This is a genomic window from Trinickia diaoshuihuensis (assembly GCF_003390925.1).
GTDB lineage: Bacteria > Pseudomonadota > Gammaproteobacteria > Burkholderiales > Burkholderiaceae > Trinickia > Trinickia diaoshuihuensis.
This window is the reverse complement of the sequence record NZ_QUBS01000004.1, coordinates 1-2,235: the sequence shown is the minus strand read 5'-3', so window position 1 is coordinate 2,235 and position 2,235 is coordinate 1. Positions and strand designations below refer to the sequence as shown.

The window sequence follows — 2,235 nt, the reverse complement described above, 5'->3', positions numbered from 1 at the left end:
TGTCACCTTCCGGCATAAAGGAGCCGGGTATTTCCGGCATATAGGCGCCAGTAGAAGTGGGTAGAAACGAGCATCTTTGCGGTTCAAGAATGGGCCGTTTAGGTGGCGTTTGCAAGGTTCAAGTGATGCTCCGGAAGGTGCCTCGGGCTTCGGTAGGAGTGACCGTCGAGCACCAGGCAGTAAGCGTTGTGACGCAATCGGTCGAGCGTGGCAGAGGCGAGCAATCGATTGGCCGGAAACGCTTGATCCCATTCGGTCAGATCGAGGTTGCTCGTGACGATGGTGGACGCAGCCTCGTAACGTTCGGCGATCAGTTCATGCAGATCCTCGTCGGCGGGCGGACGCAGCGGCTTGAGCCCGAAGTCATCGATGATCAGCAATTCGACGCGCATTAAGCTGGCAAGTCGGCGCTCGTAGGCGCCGGTGGCACGTGCTGCATTCAAGCTCGTGGTGAGCTGGGTGCAGGTGGTGAACAACACGTCGACGCCTTGACGTACGGCGCAGTGGCCGAGGGCCTGCGCCAAGTGGCTCTTGCCGGTACCGCAAGGCCCGACGATGAGCACCGGCGCATGTTCGCCGAGGTAACGACCGCCGGCCAGATCGTGCACGAGTGCACGGTTCAATTGCGGCAACCGATCGAAGTCGAACTGCTCCAGTGTTTTGCTGGTGCGGAAGGCGGCGCGTCGCATGCGCAGCGCAAACTTCTTCTGTTCGCGCCGGGCGACTTCGTCTTCAATCAGCAGCGCAAGGAAGTCGACGTAAGAGAGCTTCGCATCGATCGCTTGACGATTGCGCGCCTCGAGCGAGTCGAGGATGCCGGACAGACGCAATTGCTTCAGATGCGGGGTCAAGGCTGGCATGGGTTGCATGGCCATCTCCTGGGTTAAGGACGCACGTCGGCGTCGGGAGCAAACAGAGACTGTGCGTCGCGGGCGAAACGTGCGCCGGGGGCGTGGACGTGGACGTGCTCATTCGGATCGGCAAGTGGATGCTGGTCGAAGCCGCCCACGAGGATGGTCTTGACGGTCCGATAGGAGGGACTGGCGTGTGCCAGCGCCCGAGCGCAGGCCGCTTCTAGGCGCGAGGCGCCGTACGGCTTCTGCAACCGCATGACGCCCTGCGCCGCACGTAGGCGCTCAAGGATGTGATCGGCCAGCAGCAGTTCGATGAGCTGCACGGCTTCTGCAACCGCATGACGCCCTGCGCCGCACGTAGGCGCTCAAGGATGTGATCGGCCAGCAGCAGTTCGATGAGCTGCGCACAAGCCGGTCCCACGCGCGTTGCCTGTTCGAGACACCACTGGCGATCGTGAGCGAGAAACGCGCGAGCCTCGGGCGGCAGGTGGTCGCGTACGGTGAGCCGGTCGCCGGGGCGACGGCCACGCACATGCGAAGCCACTAGTCGGTAATCGTCGTAGATGCAGACCGAAGCATCAGTCGCCCGCAGCCACAACCGCTTGCCGACCAGCGAGAACGGCACGGAATACAACATGCGCTGATGAGCGACATGGCAGTCTCGATGCACCGATACCTTGTGCCAGGTGCCTAGGTCGGGCGCGACGGCGGGCAGTTCTCGCATGAGTGGCCGTTCGAGTTCGAACAACTGGAGCGGTACTTTGCGCGTGGTGCCGTGGATGCGACGCCCCGCTTCGTGCATGACCCAATGACGCGCCTGCGCGTTCAGGTCAGTGAAGTCGCGGAACTGGCGCAGCGGCAAGAAGTTGCCCTTCACGTATTTGACGCCGGCTTCCACGATGCCCTTCTTGGGCGGATCGGCCGGTGGGCAAGGATCGATGCGGAAGCCGTACCCTTCGGCACATTCGCCATAGGCGCGTTGCACGACGGGATCGTACGTACAGGCACGCGTGATTGCGCACTTGGGGTTGTCGATGATCACGCGCGCAGGCACCGCGCCGAACCATTCGAAAGCGCGGCGATGGCACCCGAGCCAAGTCGCGACCGTCTGGTCCCAGACGAACTCGACGTACTGGTGTCGCGAGAAGGCAAGCGTCATCACGAACGCCCACGTGCGCCGGAATACACCGTCGGCGTCGGGCAGCATCGGGCCGGCGCCGAAATCGACTTGGGCGGCTTCGCCGGGCGCAAAGCTTAGCGGCACGGTGGCGTCGGGCGGACGATCGGCGTTGATCGAAACAATCATGCGATACACCGACGAATAGCTGCCGGTGTAGCCGTGCTCGCGCCGTAATGCGGCCAGAATCGCGGTGCCGGGCAC

1 protein-coding gene and 1 pseudogene are annotated in these 2,235 nt (G+C 63.1%); both read right to left on the bottom strand.

The genetic code is table 11. The features are described 5' to 3' along the window. Positions 1-98 precede the first annotated feature (98 nt). Positions 99-869 (bottom strand): IS21-like element helper ATPase IstB, encoded by a 771-nt coding sequence (gene istB, locus DXT59_RS00530; protein WP_116134848.1) that lies wholly within the window; start codon positions 867-869, stop codon positions 99-101. Positions 870-883: 14 nt separating this feature from the next. Further along, positions 884-2,235: pseudogene (gene istA, locus DXT59_RS00525) on the bottom strand (IS21 family transposase); the annotation flags it as partial.

Excerpts from the sequence above, each read along its gene's own strand:
- istB (WP_116134848.1), bottom strand. The coding sequence starts at position 869 with ATGCAACCCATGCCAGCCTTGACCCCGCATCTGAAGCAATTGCGTCTG.